The organism is Thauera sp. DNT-1 (assembly GCF_055393985.1).
On the sequence record NZ_AP043752.1, the window covers coordinates 2,942,248 to 2,959,489 of the forward strand.

Annotated in this window: 18 protein-coding genes; 6 read left to right on the forward strand and 12 right to left on the reverse strand. The window is 72.0% G+C overall.

Translation table 11 applies throughout. From position 1 onward, the window contains the following. Window positions 1-27: 27 nt before the first annotated feature. Window positions 28-2,061: a TRAP transporter permease gene (locus ACZ5PP_RS13550; protein ID WP_043742108.1), complete on the forward strand. Its 2,034-nt coding sequence runs from the start codon at window positions 28-30 to the stop codon at window positions 2,059-2,061. Further along, complete coding sequence (locus tag ACZ5PP_RS13555; RefSeq protein WP_004314490.1) at window positions 2,061-2,444, forward strand: DUF1850 domain-containing protein; 384 nt, start codon at window positions 2,061-2,063, stop codon at window positions 2,442-2,444. Before ACZ5PP_RS13550 ends, ACZ5PP_RS13555 begins: the two co-directional genes overlap by 1 nt. 19 nt (window positions 2,445-2,463) lie before the next feature. Here the strand turns inward: ACZ5PP_RS13555 and ACZ5PP_RS13560 are convergent, their stop codons facing one another. From ACZ5PP_RS13560 to ACZ5PP_RS13570, 3 genes are read right to left on the reverse strand one after another with little or no spacing between them, the layout of a single operon-like run. Next, entirely contained in the window at window positions 2,464-3,012 is a 549-nt protein-coding gene (locus ACZ5PP_RS13560; RefSeq protein ID WP_004314489.1) for a chromate transporter, read from the reverse strand. Next, window positions 3,012-3,641: a chromate transporter gene (locus ACZ5PP_RS13565; protein WP_004314486.1), complete on the reverse strand. Its 630-nt coding sequence runs from the start codon at window positions 3,639-3,641 to the stop codon at window positions 3,012-3,014. The genes ACZ5PP_RS13560 and ACZ5PP_RS13565 overlap by 1 nt, the downstream gene beginning before the upstream one ends. After that, on the reverse strand, window positions 3,638-4,405 hold the full coding sequence (locus ACZ5PP_RS13570) for a 2'-5' RNA ligase family protein (RefSeq protein ID WP_004314484.1): 768 nt from the start codon (window positions 4,403-4,405) through the stop codon (window positions 3,638-3,640). The genes ACZ5PP_RS13565 and ACZ5PP_RS13570 overlap by 4 nt, the downstream gene beginning before the upstream one ends. A gap of 94 nt (window positions 4,406-4,499) precedes the next feature. Here ACZ5PP_RS13570 and ACZ5PP_RS13575 point away from each other — a divergent pair, with 94 nt between their 5' ends. Both ACZ5PP_RS13575 and ACZ5PP_RS13580 read left to right on the forward strand, forming a co-directional pair. Further along, window positions 4,500-5,402: an alpha/beta fold hydrolase gene (locus tag ACZ5PP_RS13575; RefSeq protein ID WP_012584447.1), complete on the forward strand. Its 903-nt coding sequence runs from the start codon at window positions 4,500-4,502 to the stop codon at window positions 5,400-5,402. After that, window positions 5,399-6,595, forward strand: a complete 1,197-nt coding sequence (locus tag ACZ5PP_RS13580) for an FIST signal transduction protein (RefSeq protein ID WP_043742125.1) — start codon at window positions 5,399-5,401, stop codon at window positions 6,593-6,595. Before ACZ5PP_RS13575 ends, ACZ5PP_RS13580 begins: the two co-directional genes overlap by 4 nt. 52 nt (window positions 6,596-6,647) lie before the next feature. Here the strand turns inward: ACZ5PP_RS13580 and ACZ5PP_RS13585 are convergent, their stop codons facing one another. Together ACZ5PP_RS13585 and ACZ5PP_RS13590 are read right to left on the reverse strand one after the other, a co-directional pair. Continuing rightward, window positions 6,648-7,973, reverse strand: a complete 1,326-nt coding sequence (locus ACZ5PP_RS13585; RefSeq protein WP_012584448.1) for a DEAD/DEAH box helicase — start codon at window positions 7,971-7,973, stop codon at window positions 6,648-6,650. Between the two features lie 530 nt (window positions 7,974-8,503). Beyond that, window positions 8,504-8,779 (reverse strand): HU family DNA-binding protein, encoded by a 276-nt coding sequence (locus tag ACZ5PP_RS13590; RefSeq protein ID WP_004327875.1) that lies wholly within the window; start codon window positions 8,777-8,779, stop codon window positions 8,504-8,506. Between the two features lie 220 nt (window positions 8,780-8,999). Between ACZ5PP_RS13590 and ACZ5PP_RS13595 the strand changes: the two genes are divergently transcribed. Further along, a complete protein-coding gene (locus ACZ5PP_RS13595; RefSeq protein WP_374615471.1) occupies window positions 9,000-10,175 on the forward strand; it encodes a hypothetical protein in 1,176 nt (391 codons plus the stop codon). A 33-nt stretch (window positions 10,176-10,208) separates the two neighbouring features. On the opposite strand, the gene ACZ5PP_RS13600 is transcribed toward ACZ5PP_RS13595, so the two are convergent. Next, window positions 10,209-10,709, reverse strand: a complete 501-nt coding sequence (locus ACZ5PP_RS13600) for a flavin reductase family protein (RefSeq protein WP_004323949.1) — start codon at window positions 10,707-10,709, stop codon at window positions 10,209-10,211. A 111-nt stretch (window positions 10,710-10,820) separates the two neighbouring features. On the opposite strand from ACZ5PP_RS13600, the gene mutY reads away from it, so the two are divergent. Continuing rightward, window positions 10,821-11,900, forward strand: coding sequence for an A/G-specific adenine glycosylase (mutY, locus tag ACZ5PP_RS13605; RefSeq protein WP_276659674.1), 1,080 nt, complete (start codon window positions 10,821-10,823; stop codon window positions 11,898-11,900). Between the two features lie 44 nt (window positions 11,901-11,944). Here mutY and ACZ5PP_RS13610 read toward each other — a convergent pair whose 3' ends face one another. From ACZ5PP_RS13610 to ACZ5PP_RS13635, 6 genes are all read right to left on the reverse strand, one after another. Next, a complete protein-coding gene (locus tag ACZ5PP_RS13610; RefSeq protein ID WP_004323953.1) occupies window positions 11,945-12,547 on the reverse strand; it encodes an LON peptidase substrate-binding domain-containing protein in 603 nt (200 codons plus the stop codon). A gap of 41 nt (window positions 12,548-12,588) precedes the next feature. Then, window positions 12,589-13,215 carry a flavin prenyltransferase UbiX gene (locus ACZ5PP_RS13615; RefSeq protein WP_464826155.1) on the reverse strand — a complete coding sequence of 209 codons (627 nt, stop codon included), beginning with the start codon at window positions 13,213-13,215 and terminating at the stop codon, window positions 12,589-12,591. A gap of 423 nt (window positions 13,216-13,638) precedes the next feature. Beyond that, complete coding sequence (locus tag ACZ5PP_RS13620; protein WP_004323957.1) at window positions 13,639-14,805, reverse strand: ABC transporter substrate-binding protein; 1,167 nt, start codon at window positions 14,803-14,805, stop codon at window positions 13,639-13,641. 112 nt (window positions 14,806-14,917) lie between these two features. After that, window positions 14,918-15,142, reverse strand: coding sequence for a hypothetical protein (locus tag ACZ5PP_RS13625; protein WP_043741437.1), 225 nt, complete (start codon window positions 15,140-15,142; stop codon window positions 14,918-14,920). A 94-nt stretch (window positions 15,143-15,236) separates the two neighbouring features. After that, the gene (locus tag ACZ5PP_RS13630; protein ID WP_464826156.1) at window positions 15,237-16,211 is read right to left on the reverse strand and encodes a branched-chain amino acid ABC transporter permease; all 975 of its coding nucleotides are present in this window, start codon (window positions 16,209-16,211) and stop codon (window positions 15,237-15,239) included. After that, the gene (locus tag ACZ5PP_RS13635) at window positions 16,208-17,074 is read right to left on the reverse strand and encodes a branched-chain amino acid ABC transporter permease (RefSeq protein ID WP_012584453.1); all 867 of its coding nucleotides are present in this window, start codon (window positions 17,072-17,074) and stop codon (window positions 16,208-16,210) included. Before ACZ5PP_RS13635 ends, ACZ5PP_RS13630 begins: the two co-directional genes overlap by 4 nt. Window positions 17,075-17,242 lie beyond the last annotated feature (168 nt).

The following is a 17,242-nucleotide window of genomic DNA, read 5'->3' on the forward strand; positions in this document are numbered from 1 at the left end:
TGCCCCGCTTCCCTCTCCGGAACTGCCATGAGCTCCTCCGTCGATTCGCCTGTCGCCGTCGCCGGCAAGGGCATGCTGCGCGTCGTCTTCTACAGCGCGAGCCTGTTCTCGGTCTTCCAGCTCGTCACCTCGGCCTTCAGCCCGCTGTCGAGCACCGTCGTGCGCGCGCTGCACGTCGGTTTCCTGCTGCTGCTGACCTTCCTGCTCCATCCTGTGCAGGGCGGGCAGGGGCGCACCAGCCTGGCGACCAAGGTCATCGGCTTCGGCGCGCTGCTGCTGTCGGGCTATCACTGGATCTACGAGGCCGACCTCGTGCAGCGTGCCGGTGAGCTCACCCAGGCCGACATGGTGGTGGGCGTCGTCACGCTGGTGCTGGTGTTCGAGGCTGCGCGCCGCATCATGGGGCTGGCGCTGCCGCTGATCTGTCTCGGCTTCCTCGCCTACGCCCTGTTCGGCGAGTACCTCCCGGGCGAGCTCGCCCACCGCGGCTATGGGCTGGACCAGGTGGTGGGCCAGCTCGCCTTCGGCACCGAGGGGATCTACGGCACGCCGACCTACGTGTCCTCGTCCTACATCTTCCTGTTCATCCTGTTCGGCGCCTTCCTCGAGCAGGCGGGCATGATCGACCTGTTCACCAACTTCGCCCTCGGCACCGTAGGCCACACCAAGGGCGGCCCGGCCAAGGTCGCAGTGGTGTCGTCCGGCCTGATGGGCACGATCAACGGCTCGGGGGTGGCCAATGTGGTCACCACCGGCCAGTTCACCATCCCGCTGATGAAGAAGTTCGGCTACACGCCGGCCTTCGCCGGCGCGGTCGAGGCCACCAGCTCGATGGGCGGGCAGATCATGCCGCCGGTGATGGGTGCGGTGGCCTTCATCATGGCCGAGACGATCAACGTGCCCTACGTCGAGATCGCCAAGGCGGCGGCGATCCCCGCCATGCTGTACTTCTTCACCGTGTTCTGGATGGTCCACCTCGAGGCCGGCCGCGCCGGGCTGAAGGGGCTGCCGAAGGAGGAGTGCCCCGACCCGTGGGTGGCGATCCGCGCGCGCTGGTACCTGCTGCTGCCGCTCGTCGGCCTGGTCTACCTGCTCTTCGCCGGCTTCACGCCGATGTTCGCCGGCATGGTGGGCCTGGCGCTGACCGTGGTGCTGCTGTTCGGCAGCAGCCTGGCGCGCCATCTCAACGGCACCTCGCTGCGCCTGCTGTTCTGGATCGTGCTCGGCCTGGCCTGCTCGGCCTTCGCCAAGGTCGGGATCATCTCGGTGGTCGCGGTGGTGGCGGTGCTCGCGGTGCTGCTCGCGCCGCGCGCCGATGGCCGCCACACCCTGCGCCTGGCGGTGAGGGCGCTGGTGGACGGCGCGCTGCACGCGCTGCCGGTGGGCGTGGCCTGCGCGCTGGTGGGCGTGATCATCGGCTCGCTGACCCTGACCGGCGGCGCCACCGCCTTCGCCGGCTACATCATCCAGATCGGCGACGACAGCCTGTTCGTCTCGCTGCTGCTCACCATGCTCACCTGCCTGGTGCTCGGGATGGGCATCCCGACCATCCCGAACTACATCATCACCAGCTCGATCGCCGCACCCGCGCTGCTCGAGCTCGGCGTGCCGCTGATCGTCTCGCACATGTTCGTGTTCTATTTCGGGATCATGGCCGACCTCACCCCGCCGGTCGCGCTCGCCGCCTTCGCCGCGGCGCCGATCGCCAAGGAGAGCGGGCTGAAGATCGGCGTGCGCGCGGTACAGATCGCCATCGCCGGCTTCATCGTGCCCTACATGGCGGTGTATGCGCCCGAGCTCATGCTGCAGGGCGACAAGGGCTTCGAGGCGACGCTGTACGTGGTCTTCAAGGCCCTGCTCGCCGTCACGCTGTGGGGTACGGCGGTGGTCGGCTACTTCCGCTCGCCGATGAACCCGCTCGAGCGCGTGCTCGCCTTTGTCGCCGCGTCCATGCTGGTGGTCGCGCTGCCGATCACCGACGAGCTCGGCTTCGGCCTGGCGGCGCTGGTGCTGGGCTGGCATATCTGGCGCTCGCGCGACACACAGGCGCTCACCGTCTGATGGCGGTCTGCCTCGCCACCAGCGTCGCTGCCGCGGTGGTCGCCGCAAACGCCTTCACCCTGGCGTGGACGCACTCGATCGAGCGCGTGCGCTGGGAGGAGGCGTGGCGGGTGGAAGACGGGGGGCTGGTGCTCGAGCGCGTGCGCGTGCGCGGCCACGGGGCGGGAATGGAACCGGCGGAGGGCGCGGTGCTGCGCGATGGCGCCTGGGAGTGGCACCCGCGCAGCCGCCACGCCGTGCTGCGCCTCACGCGCTCGGCCTATACCGCCGACTACGAGTGGTGTGCAGATGGCGAGTCCTGCAGGCCCTTGTCCGCGCTGATCGCCTCCGATGGCGGCGTCACCGAGCTGCGTGCCTGTCCGGGAGGCGAAGCGGTGCGCTGAGTCGCTCGCGCCGCGCTGCTCAGGCGATGCCCGCGGCCCCCAGCAGCGCGCCGACCAGGATCATCCAGATCGGCGCCAGCTTCGTCCGCAGCGTCACCAGCGCGGTCAGCGTGATCAGCACCAGGGCGCCGTTGCGGTGCGCCGGGTCGCCGAGGAAGGGCAGGGCGAGCAGCCAGCCGGTGGCGAATACCAGGCCCACGGTGACGGGCGCGAGCCCGGCGGTGAACGCGCGCACCAGCGGCGTGTCGCGCCGGCTCGCGCCCCAGCGGCTCACCCCCAGCGAGAGCAGCGTCGAGGGCAACAGGATGCCCACCAGCGCCGCCGCCGCCCCGGGCAGGCCGGCGGCCTGGAAGCCGAGCACCGGCACGAACAGCACGTTGGGCCCGGGCGCCGCCTGGGCGAGCGCGATCGCGGTGGTGAAGTCGGCCTCGCCGATCCAGCCGCGCTCGACGACGAAGTAGCGGTGCATCTCGGGTGCGGTCGACATCGCGCCGCCGATCGACAGCAGCGACAGGGTCAGGAAGTGCAGGAAGAGCGCGAGCAGATCGCCCGCCGGCAGCGTGTTCATCAACGCCCCTCCCCGGTGCGCGCGGCGCGCGCATCCACCACCGCCACCCGCCAGCGCGCCAGGCCCCAGCCGAGCAGGCCGAGGCCGATCACGATCCACGCCAGCGGCAGGCGGAACACCGCGATCGCCACCAGGCTGGCGAGGCCGAGCAGTGCGCACAGCCAGGGGCCGAGCAGGTTGTCGCGCAAGGTGCCGAGCATCTTGAAGGCCATCGCCAGGATCAGCCCCGCCGCCACCGCGCCCATGCCGCGCAGCGCGCCCGCGACCGCGGGGTATTCCGCCAGGCGCTCGTAGCCTGCGGCGAGCGCGATCACGATCAGGAAGGGGGCGAACAGCATGCCTGTGATGGCGGCGAGCGCGCCGCGCCAGCCGAAGTAGCGGTCGCCGATCATCAGCGACAGGTTGACCACGTTGGGCCCGGGCAGCATCTGCGCGATCGAGTACAGTTCGACGAACTCGCCGCGGCTCAGCCAGCCGCGGCGGTCGACCAGTTCGCGCTGGGCGACCGCGAGTACGCCGCCGAAGCCCTGCAACGCGAGCAGGCTGAAGGCGATGAAGAGCGCGAAGGGCGAGGCGGGGCGATTGCCTGCGGGCCCGCTCGGCGCGACGTCGGGGGAAGGTGTGCTCATGGCGTCTCCGGATGGCGGCCCGCTGCCGGCGTGGGGGCCTGGTCCGCGTCGCCGCGCGCGTCGGGGGCAGGGAGGCGCTCGACGGCGGGCACCGCGTCCCGCCAGTGCAGGCGCCGTGTGGCGAGATCCCACTCGGCCAGCGTGAACAGGGCACCGCCGATTTCGGTGGCGGCGTAGCCCATCAGGCTGATGTGCTCGACCGTGCAGTGCAGCGGTGGCTGTGGCGCGAAGGCGTCGAGCCGGGGCGCGACCGCGGCGGTGTGCAGCGCGTCGGCGTACAGGCCCACGGTCACGTGCGGCACGTACTCGCCCTGCGGGTGCGGCGTGTCCGTGTGCAGGCAGGCGCGCAATGCGGCCAGCGCACCGAGGGCGCCGTCGACATGCAGGAAGGGCGCCGACGAGAAGCTCTCCAGGCCGCCGATGGTGAGCGTGAAGGGCTTGATCCGCGCCGCCGCCAGCGCCTCGACGCGGGCCTGCAGCCAGGCGTGGTCGAACTCGTCCGCCGCCGGCTCCGCGCCCTGTGCCGGAAAGCCGCAAAGGGCCAGGGTGATGTGCGGCTGGCGGCGGTAGCCGTCGAGCAGCAGCCCGTCGAGCGCGCGCTGCGCGGCGACCACGCGCGCGCGCACCGCCGGCAGGTCGACGTCGATCGCCCACAGCAGGTAGTGCGGCCGGCCGCGATGCCACTCGTGGAAGTCGCGGCGTTCGTTGCGAAGGGTCTGCGCCTCGGCGAGAAAGCGCCGGCGCAGCGTGGCGGGATCGGTCATGCGGGAGCGCGGGGTGGCGGGGCGGGGGATGCCCGACGGACGGTGGCGGGATGGAATCGACGGCTAGAATGGAAGCGTGATTGTCCCGGAAAAGATGCCCGCCCGCATGCACTACACCGTCCTCGAGCCCTCCTCCACCGAACGCGTCGCCATCCGCGGCCTCGAATACAACGTGCGCCGCTGGGGCCCGGCCGACGCGCCGAAGGTCTTCCTGCTGCATGGCTGGATGGATACGTCCGCCACCTTCCAGTTCGTCGTCGATGCGTTGCGTCACGACTGGCAGCTGATCGCCCCCGACTGGCGCGGCTACGGCGAGACCACCTGGCTGCACCGCCCCTACTGGTTTCCCGACTACTACGCCGACCTCGAGGCCCTGCTCGCCCACTACGCGCCCGCTGGCCCGGTGCGCCTGGTCGGCCACAGCATGGGCGCCAACATCGCCGGCATCTACGCCGGTCTGCGCCCGCAGCGCGTGGCGCGGCTGGCGATGCTCGACTTCATCGGGCTCAAGGCGCCGGCCGACGTCGATGCGCCGCAGCAGCTCGGGCGCTGGCTCGACGCCCAGCTCGCACCGCCGCCTGCCCGCATCTACGCCGACCGGGCCGCGCTCGCGGAACGCCTGCGCGCGGTCAATCCGCGCCTCACCCCGGCGCGTGCGGAGTTCCTCTGCCGCCACCTCGGTCGCGTGCGTGCCGACGGACAGGTCGAGATCGCCGGCGATCCCTGGCACAAAATCCCCTCGCCCGCGGTCTACCGCATCGAGGACGCGATGGCGTGCTGGCGGCGTGTGCGTGCCCCGGTGCTGATGCTGGTCTCCGCCGAGGGCTATGTGCATGACCGCTTCGGCGACGAGCCGGAGGAACTCCAGCGCCGCATCGACTGCTTCGCCGATGCCCGCGTCGTCACCGTGGCCGATTGCGGCCACAATCTGCAGCACGACCAGCCCGAGGTGGTGGCGGCCGAGCTGGAGGCGTTCCTCGACCGGGAGATCCCATGAACCCGACCCGCTTCGCTGCCGGACATGCCGCCCACGCCGACTGGCGGGTGGCGCTCGCACGCGCGCTCGACGCCCTGCTGCTCGACCTGCGCGCCGCGGGAGGCCATGACCATGCGGGGCGGGACGGGCTGCCCGAATATACCCTCGGCTTCTGCTACCTGAGCGACCGCTTCGCCGCCGACGCCGACGAGATCGTCGCCGAGTTGCAGCGCCGCCTGCCCGGCGTGCATTGGGTCGGCACTGTGGGCATCGGGGTGGCCGCGACCGGTGCCGAGCACTTCGACGAGCCGGCGCTCGCGCTGATGCTCGCACCCCTGCCGCGGCGCGCCTTCCGCGTGTTCTCGGGGGTGCAGCCACTGCGTGCGGATGCCGAGGACTTCCACCCGCACACCGCGCTGGTGCACGCCGACGGCCGCACCCCGGACCTGCAGGAGCTGCTGCCCGAACTCGCCGAGCGCACCGCGAGCGGTTACCTGTTCGGCGGGTTGACCGCCTCGCGTGGGCGCAGCGTGCAGATCGCCGACGGTGTGTTCGACGGCGGCGGCCTGTCGGGGGTGGCCTTCTCCGCCGAGGTCGGCGTCGTCTCGCGCGTCACCCAGGGCTGCCAGCCGATCGGGCCGCGGCGGCTGGTGAGCCGCGCGCGGGACAACTTCGTCATCACACTGGACGGTCGCGGTGCGCTCGACTGCGTGATGGAGGATCTCGGCCTGCCGCCCGACATGGCGCTGGAGCCGGTCGCCGAAGCCTTGTCGAACACCCTGGTCGGGCTGCATCCGGGGGCGGACGTGGAGCTCGTCGCCCCCGCCGCCTTCGGTGCCGACATGCTGGTGCGCAACATCATCGGCCTCGATCCACGTGCCGGCGTGGTGGCGATCGGCGACGAGGTGGAGCAGGGCGCCTGGCTGATCTTCTGCCGGCGCGACCCTGCGGCGGCGCTCGCCGACCTGCGCCGCGTGGCGCGCGAGATTCGCGACGAGCTGGTGGACAGCGACCGTGTCGCGCTCGGCGCGGTGTATGTGAGCTGCTCGGGCCGCGGTGGCCCGCACTTCGGCCGTCCGGCGGCCGAGCTCGAGCTGATCCGCGACGTGCTCGGCGACGTGGCGCTGGCGGGCTTCTTCGCCGGCGGCGAGATCGCCCACAGCCGCCTCTACGGCTACACCGGGGTGCTCACCGTGTTCGCCGCGCCGCGCTGACGCCGCCCGTCGGGATCTTCACGAGGCTCGGGCCCTGGGCGGGCCCGCCGGGTCAGCCGCGCGAGCGGCGGTCGTCGTGGCTGCGCTCGCTGCGCGAAGGATGGCCGTCGCGGCTGAAGCCGCCGCCGCTGCGGCGCGCGTCGCCGCCGGGGCGGCCGTAGCTGCTGCCAGAGGGCTTGGCGCCGCTGCCGAAGCGGCGACCGCTGTTGCCGCCCGGGCGCGGGCCGGCCGGCTTGCGCGGCGAGGGCTCCATGCCGGGGATGGTGTGCACCGCGAGGCGGTCGCCGGTGAAGCGCTCGATCGCGCGGATGAGGCCGGTCTCGCGCGGGCCGGAGAGCGTGATCGCGATGCCGTCGCGGCCGGCGCGGCCGGTACGGCCGATGCGGTGCACGTAGTCCTCGGCCTGGCGCGGCGGGTCGAAGTTGATCACATGACTGATGCCGGCGACGTCGATGCCACGCGCGGCGACGTCGGTCGCCACCAGCACGCCGATGCGGCCCTGGCGCAGGCGGTCGAGGGTGCGGTTGCGCTGGGTCTGGTGCATGTCGCCATGCAGCGCGGCGGCGGAGATGCCCTTTTCCTGCAGCGCGAGCGAGAGCTCGTCGGCGCTGCGCTTGGTGGCGGTGAACACCACCGCCTGGTTCATCCCGTCCTCGCCGAGCAGGGCGTGGAGCAGGCGGCTCTTGTGGCCGAGGTCGTCGGCGAACATCAGGCGCTGCTCGATCTGGCCGCGGTCTTCCTGGGCGACCTCGATCTCGATGCGCTCGGCGTCGCGCGTCATGCGCGTCGCCATGCTGCCCACCACGCCGTCGAGCGTGGCCGAGAACAGCAGGGTCTGGCGCTTGGCCGGGGTGGCGGCGACGATGGCGTCGATGTCCTCGGCGAAGCCCATGTCGAGCATGCGGTCGGCCTCGTCGAGGATCAGCACCTCGACGTCCGACAGCTTGATCTTGCGGCGGGTCAGGTGGTCGAGCAGGCGGCCCGGGGTGGCGACGACGACGTCGCACTGGCGCTGCAGCTGCTTGATCTGCGCGAACATCGGCGCGCCACCGACCAGGCAGGCGGTGTTGAGCCAGCGCAGGGCCTTGCCGTAGGTCTGCACCGCCTTCTCGACCTGCTGGGCGAGCTCGCGGGTGGGGGTCAGCACCAGCACGCGCGGACCGCTGCCGGGCGCCGGACGGCGGTCGATGATCCTGTTCAGGGCGGGCAGGGTGAAGGCGGCGGTCTTGCCGCTGCCAGTGTGGCTGGAGACGAGCAGGTCGCGGCCGGCGATCGCCGCCGGGATGGCGCGCTGCTGCACCGGGGTCGGGGTGGTGTAGCCGGTGCTGGCGACGGCCTTGAGGAGTTCTTCGGCGAGGCCGAGGTTTTCGAAGTTCATGCTTCTTCCTGTCTTGCTGCCCGCCGCGCGGGAATGGGCGGGCGGAGCGATCCGGACCCGCCGCAGGCGGGCCGCAATGACATCACGCCGTGCCGTGCCTGCGGACAGGAACGGCACGAGACGTCGCAAGGGCGACGGGACGCGCGATGGGCGTGGCCGGTCGATCCGGTGGCGCATGGACGCCTGGAAAGACCGCGCATCGGCACCAACCGGTTGTCACGATGCCAGACGATCGGAAGAACGAATGGAAAACCCGACGGAGTGTCGGCGACGGGAGGTCGGAGGCGATGGGGCTGTGGTTACAGTCCCTCGGGCCGCTCCGGCTCGCGTCCCTCGACGCGTCGGTATTGCTCTCGGCCCTGTTGCTGCATTGCACAACGACAGGCAGTATACCGGTTGGACGGCAGGCTGTCGCGGTTTATTTTGCACGGCCCGCCTTGGACACGGCGCCGGAATGCAAGCGGGCCCGCTCCGGCAGCAGCCGGAACGGGCCCGCAGGCCACGGCGCCGAGGGCGCCGTCGGTGTGCGCTTACTTGTTGACCGAGGCCTTCAGCGTGGCGCCGGCGGTGAACTTGGGCACGCTCGACGCGGCGATCTCGATGGTGGCGCCGGTCTGCGGGTTGCGGCCGGTGCGGGCGGCGCGCTGCGAAACCTCGAAGGAGCCGAAACCGGTGAAGGCCACCTTTTCGCCCTTGGCGAGCTGCTCGGCGATGATGTCGAGCACGGCGGACAGCGCGCGGTCGGCCTGGGCGCGGTGCACATCCAGACGGTCGGCCAGGGCTTCGACGAATTCACCTTTATTCATGCTTTTCCTCGATTGGTGTGTGAGTGGGAGTTCCGGAAAGTCCGGTCTACGCGGCGGATTCTAGCACTGTCGCGGATCCTGGGGCGTGCGCAGCATTGCACGCTCGCCCTTCTTCCTCCCCGTGGCGGGCGGCCTCGATGCACATCCGTCCACGCGAACAACAAACTTCCCCGATGCGGGTATTCTCCAGCTTGATTCAAGAATGCATACGAGCGACGACATGAGCACACAGGACAGCACCGGCGAGGATCCGATCCGGGTTCTCGCCACCCATGCCGCGGGTCAGGTCCTTGCGGTGTCGCTGCACATCCCCGACCGCGCCTGGATGGGCGGCGCGGTGATCGGCATGGCGCCCGCGGAGGGCGTGGAGCATCTGCGCCGCCACGCCAGCCACAGCCCGCAGGCCCACGCTCACGCCCTCGCGCACGCCTGCGCGGCGGCCGCGGGCGAGCCGCCGCCGGAGCGCGCAGAGCAGCTGCGTACCGAGCGCCGGCTGGCCGCCGAAATGATCGACATGCATCTGCGCCGCCTCCTCCTCGACTGGCCGCCCTCGCTCGGCTTCGAGCCACGCATCAACCGCTATGCCGAATTCCACCGCCGCCTGCTGCATGCCGGGGAGCACGACAACGACTTCGTGCTCGGCGGCGAGGTGCTCGACCTGGTCGCGCGCGAGCTGCTCGCCGGCTTCTTCAACCAGATCCGCATGCCGCACGGAATCGGCGAGTTCCTCGACCGCCTCGCGGGCGGCGGCAGCCTGAGCTCGATCCTGGGCGAGCTGATCGCCCACGGCCCGTCCACCGTGCCGCCGGAAAAACGCACCGCGCTGCTCGGCACGCTCAGCGCCGACGCCTGGGCCGCCGCGGTGGGCACCTGGCCGAGCGCGCAATTCATCCGTCACCCGCGCTACGCCAGTGAGCCTGCCGAGACTGGACCGCTCGCGCGCCACGCCGCCTCGCCGCTGGTGCGCATCCTGCTCGAGCGCGGCAACCGCATCTCGGCGCGCCTGTTCGCCAAGGCGATCGACGTGGCCGACTGCGCGAGCACGATGCGCCATCCGGGCAGCGCAGAGGTGGCGCCGCTGATCGACGCCTGCCGCGTCGCCCCGGATGTCGGTCTGGCGCGCGTGATCAGCGCGCGCGGCGTGCTGTTATGCTGGGTCCGCCTCGCCGAGGGTCGCATCGCCGACTGCGCGATCGTGCCGGCGGGTGCGTGGAACCTCGAGCCCGACGGCGTCTATTGCCGCGAGGCGATGTGCCTGCAGGTCACGGACGGCGACCCCGAGGCGTTGAAGAAACGGCTGGAGTGGCTGATGCTCGCGATCGACCCCTCGCTGCCTTTCGTGGTCGAGCTGGTCGCCGCAGGGGAAGGCGCGGGCGTGGCGCCGGCATCCGCCTGAGCCCGGACCGCCGCCGCGCCCGCGGCGCGGCCTTCAGGCACGCAGCTGGCGGTAGGCGCCGCCGAAGTACAGCAGCGGCGCGCGCTCTTCGGCGCGGTCGAAATCGACCACCTCGCTGATGAAGACCACGTGGTCGCCGCCCGCGTGGCGCACCGTGTTGCGGCACTGGAAGCGCGCGCAGCAGCCCGCGAGCAGCGGCACGCCGCCGACCCCCGAGTCGAACTCCAGCCCGGCGAACTTTTCGCCGAGCCGGCTCGCGAAGCGCTGCGACAGATCGGCCTGGTCCTCGGCGAGCACATTGATCGCGTAGTATTCGCAGCCCTCGAAGAGCGTGCGGCTGGGCAGTTCGTTGGCCAGGCTCCACACGATCAGCGGCGGGTCGAGCGACACCGAGTTGAAGGAGTTGACCGTAAGGCCGATCGGCTCGCCGACGGGCGTGCGCGTGGTCACCACGGTGATGCCGGTGGCGAACATGCCGAGCGCGTTGCGGAAGTGGCGCTGGAAGTCCTCGCCGGAAGCTTGCTGTTGGGTCATGGACGGACGGGCGCGGTGGGCCGCGCTGCTCGGGTGGGAGTAAAGCCGGGATTATCGCCGCGCGCGCGGGCAGCGTCGAGCGCGCAGGCAACGCAAGGAACAAAAGGGGACATGAGCGATTTTTCCATCCGCCTGATCGAATGGCAGCGCAAGCACGGCCGCCACGACCTGCCCTGGCAGGGCGGCCACGACCCCTACCGCATCTGGCTGTCGGAGATCATGCTGCAGCAGACCCGGGTCGAGACCGTGATCCCCTACTACGAGCGCTTCCTCGCGCGCTTCCCCGACGTCGCCGCGCTCGCCGCGGCGCCGGTCGAGGACGTCATGGCGTTGTGGAGCGGCCTGGGCTACTACGCCCGCGCGCGCAACCTGCACCGCGCGGCGCGGGTGGTCATGGACGCGCACGGCGGCGCCTTTCCGCGCAGCGCCGCGGCGATCGCCGGGCTGCCCGGCATCGGTCGCTCCACCGCGGCGGCGATCGCCGCCTTCGCCTGGGGCGAGCGTGCGGCGATCCTCGACGGCAACGTCAAGCGCGTGCTGTGCCGCGTCTTCGGCATCGAGGGCTTTCCCGGCGACAAGGCGGTGGAGACGCGGCTGTGGGCGCTCGCCGAGTCGCTGCTGCCGGAGCACGGGATCGGCCGCTACATCCAGGCGCAGATGGATCTCGGCGCCACGCTGTGCACCCGCGCCCGCCCCGCCTGCGCGCGCTGCCCCTTCCACGACGACTGCGTCGCCCGTCGCGACGGGCGCGTGGCCGCGTTGCCGACCGCGCGCCCGAAGAAGGTGGTGCCGCGGCGTGGCGCGCGCTGTGCGGTGATCCTGCACCAGGGCGCGGTGCTGCTGGAGCGTCGCCCGCCGGCGGGGATCTGGGGCGGCCTGCTGGCGCTGCCGGAATTGCCCGCCGAGGTGGACGACGCCCAGGCCTGGAGCGCCCAGCGTTTCGGCCTGGCCACCGCCGCGCCCCGGCCGCTCGCACCACTCACCCACGCCTTCACCCACTTCGTGCTCGAGCTGCAGCCGCTGCTGCTGCACGCCAGTGCCATCCAAGGCCTGGCCGACGACGGCGCGCTGTGCTGGCTGCCGCTGGGCGCCCACGCCGAGGCCGCCCTGCCCGCGCCGGTGCGGCGCATCCTCGATGGCCTCGCGGCGCCGGGCCTCTTCGACGAGGGCGCGCCCGCGCGCGGCGCCTGAGCCTGCGGGGAACGCGCCGGCGCGCCGCGGCGAGTCGTGCGCGCTCAGGCCTTCTTCGGCATCAGGCCGTGCTCGCGCAGGAACTGCTGGAGGATCTCCAGCCGGCTGACGATATCGTCGAGCTCGAGCAGTTTCTGCTTGGCGAGCAGCGGAATGGGCAGCAGCTCGATGTAGCGCGCGCCCACCCAGGCAGCGTCGTCGAAGTCGTGCGGCGGCGGCAGGCGGTCGCCGAGCTCCTCGACGATCGAGCGCAGCAGCGGCAGAAGCTCGGCCTGCGCGGCGGGCACCGGCTCCGCGGGCGGCTCCTCCAGCCAGCGCACGCTGCCCACCAGGAGGCCGTCGCGCTCAAGCTCGTGGTCGACGATACGGAAGCGCCGTCCGCCGCGCACGAGCAACTCGAGCACGCCGGGCTGCTCCATGTCCCAGCGCTCGATCAGCGCCTCGGTGCCCACCGGGTGCGGCACGGCGGCTTCGCCGACCTCGTCGCCGGCCGCGATCAGGCAGACGCCGAAGGAGCCGCCCTCGCGCATGCAGCGCGTGACCATGTCCATGTAGCGCGGCTCGAACACGCGCAGCGGCAGTACGCCGCCGGGAAAGAGCACGGTCTTGAGCGGAAACAGCGGGAGGGTGTCGGGCGGCGGGGTCATGGGACGCTCCGGTGCGCAGGGGGCAGCGGTGCCGGCAGGCTTCAGCCGGCCTGCCCGCGATCCTCGCCCCAGCGCGCCATCAGGCTGTGCGGCACGCCGAGCTGGTCGAGGATGCGGGCGACGACGAAGTCGACCAGGTCCTGCACGGTCTGCGGATGGTGATAGAAGCCGGGGTTGGGCGGCAGGATGCACACGCCGAGGCGGGCGAGCTTGAGCATGTTCTCGAGATGGATCGCCGAGTACGGGGTCTCGCGCGGCACGAGCACGAGCTTGCGGCCTTCCTTGATGACGACGTCGGCGGCGCGCTCGATGAGGTTCTGGCTGAGCCCGCCGGCGATCGAGGCGAGGGTGGCGACGGTGCATGGGCACACGACCATGGCGTCGGGCGGGTTGGAGCCGGAGGCCGGCGGGGCGAACCACTCCTCGCGGCCGAACACGCGCAACTGCCCGGGCGCGGCGACGAAGCGCGCGGAAAGCTCGGCCTCGACCTCGGCCGGGCGCGCGGGCAGGTTCCAGTCCATCTCCTGGCGGGCGACGATCTGCGCGACCTGCGAGTACAGCAACCACACCCGGCAGCCCGCCTGCAGCAGGCATTCGACCAGGCGCACGCCGTAGGGCAGGCCGGAGGCGCCGGTGAAGGCGACGGTGATCGTGCGGGGAGGCGTCATCGAGGTGCGGGAAGGTCGGCGGATGGCGTGAAGCGTACCCCATCCGGCGGACGAGGGGCGCGGCTTCGATACGGTCGCGGGAAGCGGGCGGAGGGCCGCCTGCACTCGCGGCCCTTCGCTGCGCTCCGGGCTGCCCTCGGCCTTGCCGCGTCAATGCGTCATCGTCGGCTCACACACCGCGCAGCTTTGCAGTGGGAGCGACGCAAGTCGCGATTGCACCGGCAAAGCTGCGTCGACGCGAATCCCGTGCGGCGGAATCGCGACTTGCGTCGCTCCCACGAAAACCGGCACGGCCCCGGGAAGCTCTGCCGCCGCATCCCAGTACCCGTGGAAGGCGGCAGGGAAACCACCGCGGTCGGGGTGACGCTCCGGCAGGAGCGACGCAAGTCGCGATACGCCGATCGCTGGAGCGCGGCCCGCGCCTCACTCCAGGTAGTCGGTGATCAGCTCCCAGCGTCCGTTGCGGATCTGGGCGAGGCGGCCCTTGCGGTTGCCGAGGTGGTCGTCGGCGCTGAAGCGGTAGGCGGGACTGCCGAAGTAGTCGCGGGTGAACGCCATGCCTTCGAGCGTGTGCGCGAAGCGCTCGGGGGTGAGCTCGCGCCCGGTGGCCTCGGCGGTGCGCACGAACAGGTCGGCGAGGGTGTAGCCCATCACGCTCCACACGTTGGGTTCGGTGTTGAAGCGCGCGCGATAGCGCTCGATCCAGGCGGCGAGCTGGCTGTTCGCGCCCTCGGCGTAGGGGTGCGGCAGCACCGAGACGCCGTACAGGCCCTCGACCGCTGCGCCGCCGAGCTCGTGGGTCTGCGCCGAATAGCCGGAGGCGGTGACGAGCATGTCGACGTCCCAGCCGATCTTGCGCGCTTCGGACATGGCGGCGACGGTCTCGCGCACCACGGTGGCGAGCACCACGAGGTCGCAGCGCGCGGCGCGCAGGCGCGCGATCTGGCTGGAGAAATCGGTGGCGCCGCGCTTGTAGCTGGTGCGCTCGACGAGCTCGGTGCCGAGCCCGGCCAGCGCCTTTTCGACCCCCTTCATGACTTCCAGGCCGTAGTCGTCGTCCTGGTAGAGCAGGCAGCTGCGCTGGTAGCCGCGCTCGCGCACCATGTGGCGGGTGGCGGCTTCCATGTAGTCCTGATAGGGCGCGAAGTTCTGGAACTTGAGCGGGTGCAGCGGCTCGTAGGTCGCACGGTGGGGCGAGAAGGGGAACAAGTGCAGGCGGCCGGCATCGACGATGATCGGCATGCTCGCCATGACCACCGGCGTGCCCATGTTGGCGATGAAGGCGAAGGCCTGATCGTGCTGCACCAGCTTGCGCGCGGCCAGCACCGCGCGCTTGGGGTCGTAGCCGGCGTCCTCGACCGCAAGGCGGATCTTGCGCCCATGCACGCCACCGCCGGCGTTGGCCTCGTCGAAGCGCATCAGCATGCCGTCGCGCACGGGCACGCCGAGCATGGCGATCGGGCCGGAGAGGTCGGACACGGTGCCGACGACGATTTCATCGGCGCTCACCCCCGCCGCCGTGGCGGGCAGGGCGCAGGCGAGGGACAGCGAGGAGGCGAGCGCGAGCGCAAGCCGACGCAAGGGGCTCATCGGGAGAACTCCTGGAGGTTGGTTGGATTGCCGTGCGCGGCTACGGCATGGCGACCGCGGAGCGCGCGCGAGTGGCCCGCAAGCCGGGCCGGTGGGTGATGCGAAGCGTGGATCAGAACGGCAGGCGGCGGCGCGGGGCTGCGGCGGCGCCGGGCTTGGGCTCGGGCCTGGTCTCCGCCGGGCGCGCCTTGACCGGCTTGCGCGGCTCGTTGAGCTCGTCGAGCGCGAAGCGCACCTTGCCCTCGAGTTCGCAGCCGCGCATGCCCGGCGAGCAGATCGCGCCGCGCACGCGCTGGCAGATTCCATCGAGGTCGTGTGGGCAACTCCAGGCACTCATGGCGGGCTCCGGCGCAAACTGCATGCAGAATTACGAGAGCGTTACTATCGTCTGCTGCAGCGCGAGAATCAAGCGCCGTCCCACCTCGGCGGCCTCACCGGTCGTGCCCCTTCGCTTCGCCCGCGAGTCCGGCCGGGCGCAGCAGCACGACGCCGACGATCACCGCGCCGAACAGCAGCAGCTCCAGCCCCGAGGCGCGCGCCCAGTCGCCGGGCAGGCGGTCGCGCAGCAGCGAGATCAGCGGCGGGATGGCGACGATCACCAGCGCCCCCCAGGCGGCGCCGGCGAGGCGGTGTGCGCCGCCGATGAAGGCGAGCATGAGCAACTCGAAGGAGAACACCAGGCCGAACTGCTCCGGGCTGATGAAGCCGATCCAGTGCGCGTAGAGCCCGCCCGCCAGCCCGGACAGCGCGCCGCCGACCACGAAGGCCTGCATCTTCGCCGCGTCGTTGTCGATGCCGCAGGCGGCGGCGGCGATTTCGTCGTCGCGCACGGCGCGCCAGGCGCGCCCGTGGCGCGAGGCGAAAAGGCGTGCGCAAGCCAGCATCGCGAGCGCGAGCACCGCCACGCTGACCGTGGCCTGCGCCAGGGTGGAGTCCGCGCGCCAGCCGGCGAGGGTGAAGGCCCCCACCGTGAGGCCCGCGGCGCCGTGGGTAAGCGACTCCCAGCGTGCGAGCGCCTCCTCGACGATGAGGGCGAAGGCGAGCGTGCTCATGCCGAAATACAGCCCGCCCAGCCGCCGCGCCGGCAGGCTGGCGAGCGCGCCGCCGAGCGCACCGGCGGCCGCGGCGACGGGCAGGGCCAGCGGCGCCGGCACGCCGCGCGCGACCAGCAGCGCCTGGGCATAGGCGCCGAGCGCCACGAGTGCGGCCTGGCCGAGGGCGATCTGGCCCGCCTGGCCCACCACCACGACCACGCCGAGGCCGGCGATCGCGTAGGTCGCCACCAGAGTCGCCTTGCCGAGCGCGTAGTCGGTACCCAGCCCGGCGAGCGCGAGCAGCAGCACCGCCAGCCAGGGCAATGCGGCGCGCACCGCCGGCACGCCACCGCGCAGGATGGGTGCGCTCACGCCCGCCCTCGCGCGCCGCCGAGCCCCTGCGGAAACAGCAGCAGCGCCGCCAGCAGCAGCACGTAGGGCACGAAATCCTTCGTGCCTTCGGGCAACGCCAGCCCGGCGAGCGCCTCGGCGACGCCGAGGAAGATGCCGGCCACGAGCGCGCCCGGCAGGCTGGTCAGCCCGCCCAGCACCGCGGCGGGGAAGGCTTTCAGGGCGATGAAGCCCATGTTCAGATGCACGAAGGTGATCGGCGCGAGCAGCAGCCCGGCGACCGCGGCGAGCGCCGCGCCGAGCGCCCACGCCAGGGTGTGCATGCGCGCCACCGGGATGCCCATCAGCGCGGCGCTGCGCGCGTCCTCCGAGCAGGCGCGCAGCGCCAGCCCGGTGCGGGTGTGGCGGAAGAAGGCGGCGAGCAGGCCGGCGAGCAGCACGGTGGCGGCGATCACCCACAGGTGGCTGGCGGCGAGCACGAGGGGGCCGATCGCCAGCGTGTCGGCGGCGAAAGGCAGGCGGTGCATGTCCTGCGCCGCCGCCGGCACCGAGGCGACGCCGCCGCGCATCATCATGCCCAGGCCGAAGGTGAGCAGCACCGCCACCAGGTGCGGCTGGCCGAGCGCGCGCCGCAGCACGGCGCGCTCCAGCACGGCGCCGAGCACGCCCACCGCCAGCACCGCCGCCACCGCCGCGGCGACGAGCGGCCAGCCGGCGAAGGCGTGCAGGCCGAGCGCGGCGAAGGCGCCGAGCATCAGCAGGTCGCCCTGCATGAAGCTGACCGTCTCGGTGGCCTTGTAGATGAGCACGAAGGAGAGTGCGACCAGGCCATAGACACAGCCGATCGCGACTCCGCTGGCGAGGACCTGGACGAATGCGAGCATGGGGGCGAAGCATAGCCGAAGCGCCGCGCCCGTTCGCGCCCCACGGGCCGCGGCGCCACCTCCACCCCCGCGATGCTTGATGCAGGAGCGCCGCAAGGCGCGAATGCGGCGGTGGAGGCCCGCACCCGCATCGGCTTCCTGACCGCCGTCTTCGCGCCTTGCGGCGCT

Bases quoted from the DNA above. Each gene is read 5' to 3' on its own strand.
- ACZ5PP_RS13550 (WP_043742108.1), top strand. From the start codon at position 28: ATGAGCTCCTCCGTCGATTCGCCTGTCGCCGTCGCCGGCAAGGGCATG.
- ACZ5PP_RS13555 (WP_004314490.1), top strand. From the start codon at position 2,061: ATGGCGGTCTGCCTCGCCACCAGCGTCGCTGCCGCGGTGGTCGCCGCA.
- ACZ5PP_RS13560 (WP_004314489.1), bottom strand. From the start codon at position 3,012: ATGAACACGCTGCCGGCGGGCGATCTGCTCGCGCTCTTCCTGCACTTC.
- ACZ5PP_RS13565 (WP_004314486.1), bottom strand. From the start codon at position 3,641: ATGAGCACACCTTCCCCCGACGTCGCGCCGAGCGGGCCCGCAGGCAAT.
- ACZ5PP_RS13570 (WP_004314484.1), bottom strand. From the start codon at position 4,405: ATGACCGATCCCGCCACGCTGCGCCGGCGCTTTCTCGCCGAGGCGCAG.
- ACZ5PP_RS13575 (WP_012584447.1), top strand. From the start codon at position 4,500: ATGCCCGCCCGCATGCACTACACCGTCCTCGAGCCCTCCTCCACCGAA.
- ACZ5PP_RS13580 (WP_043742125.1), top strand. From the start codon at position 5,399: ATGAACCCGACCCGCTTCGCTGCCGGACATGCCGCCCACGCCGACTGG.
- ACZ5PP_RS13585 (WP_012584448.1), bottom strand. From the start codon at position 7,973: ATGAACTTCGAAAACCTCGGCCTCGCCGAAGAACTCCTCAAGGCCGTC.
- ACZ5PP_RS13590 (WP_004327875.1), bottom strand. From the start codon at position 8,779: ATGAATAAAGGTGAATTCGTCGAAGCCCTGGCCGACCGTCTGGATGTG.
- ACZ5PP_RS13595 (WP_374615471.1), top strand. From the start codon at position 9,000: ATGAGCACACAGGACAGCACCGGCGAGGATCCGATCCGGGTTCTCGCC.
- ACZ5PP_RS13600 (WP_004323949.1), bottom strand. From the start codon at position 10,709: ATGACCCAACAGCAAGCTTCCGGCGAGGACTTCCAGCGCCACTTCCGC.
- mutY (WP_276659674.1), top strand. From the start codon at position 10,821: ATGAGCGATTTTTCCATCCGCCTGATCGAATGGCAGCGCAAGCACGGC.
- ACZ5PP_RS13610 (WP_004323953.1), bottom strand. From the start codon at position 12,547: ATGACCCCGCCGCCCGACACCCTCCCGCTGTTTCCGCTCAAGACCGTG.
- ACZ5PP_RS13615 (WP_464826155.1), bottom strand. From the start codon at position 13,215: ATGACGCCTCCCCGCACGATCACCGTCGCCTTCACCGGCGCCTCCGGC.
- ACZ5PP_RS13620 (WP_004323957.1), bottom strand. From the start codon at position 14,805: ATGAGCCCCTTGCGTCGGCTTGCGCTCGCGCTCGCCTCCTCGCTGTCC.
- ACZ5PP_RS13625 (WP_043741437.1), bottom strand. From the start codon at position 15,142: ATGAGTGCCTGGAGTTGCCCACACGACCTCGATGGAATCTGCCAGCGC.
- ACZ5PP_RS13635 (WP_012584453.1), bottom strand. From the start codon at position 17,074: ATGCTCGCATTCGTCCAGGTCCTCGCCAGCGGAGTCGCGATCGGCTGT.